The 779-nt window shown below is 50.3% G+C and carries 1 protein-coding gene; it reads right to left on the reverse strand.

All coding sequences use genetic code 11. The annotated features are described in order from the left end of the window. Positions 1–317 (reverse strand): DUF8684 domain-containing protein (locus ACSZPU_RS26055; protein ID WP_499004515.1); only part of this gene is annotated, 317 nt, incomplete at its 3' end. Positions 318–779 lie beyond the last annotated feature (462 nt).

Here is a 779-nt window from a genome sequence, read left to right on the forward strand (position 1 = left end):
ACTTTCTGGCCGACTTCGCAGAAGGCTTTCGCGTCCGGGCTCGGCGTGCGGTAGAAGGTCCCGACCATCGGGGAACGCACTACATGACCACTGATTTGTGCAGGAGCGGGTTCTGCTGCCGGCACTACGGCGGCGGGTACGACCGCGTTTGACGGAGTCTGTTGTGGCATAACGGGGAGCGTATACGCTTGTTGCATAGCAGGGGCAACGGTTGCACGACTGATGCGTACCGACTCTTCACCCTCAGAAATCTCCAGATCGGAAATGCCTGACGCTTCGACCAGTTCGATCAGTTTTTTGATTTTATCAATATCCATAGGGGTTCTCTGTGGTTCTGTGCTGAATGTCGCGCAGGGGCAACGACGTTAATACGCAGTGTGTAGAAGAGGTTATAGCAAAGCGCAACGATAAACAGGACATACAGAGATCAATTGGGGTCATAACGAAATGCGAAGAGTGGAGAAAACAGCGGAGCCAGAAATGATTAAGCCCTGGCAGATGCCAGGGCTTGGTGTTATAAATCGAGCAAATACTTCAATTTTACTTACCCCTCCCGGCGCTTATCTCCGGCACTCACTATTTATTGTGGCGTTAGCTCTGTCTGGGGTGAAGCCATAGTAGTCTATCGGATTAATCCTGGCAATAAGCAGGTCATACCAGATTTTCAGATTTATGACGGCGATCATAATTTCCAAAACGCTCTAGATAGTGTCATCACAAGATTTTAGCCCAGAGAGCGATGCATCTGATCTGGACGGCAGCGAGAAATGAGGCCGTAT

The sequence above is a fragment of the Phytobacter sp. V69 genome (assembly GCF_965644215.1).
Classification (GTDB): domain Bacteria; phylum Pseudomonadota; class Gammaproteobacteria; order Enterobacterales; family Enterobacteriaceae; genus Phytobacter.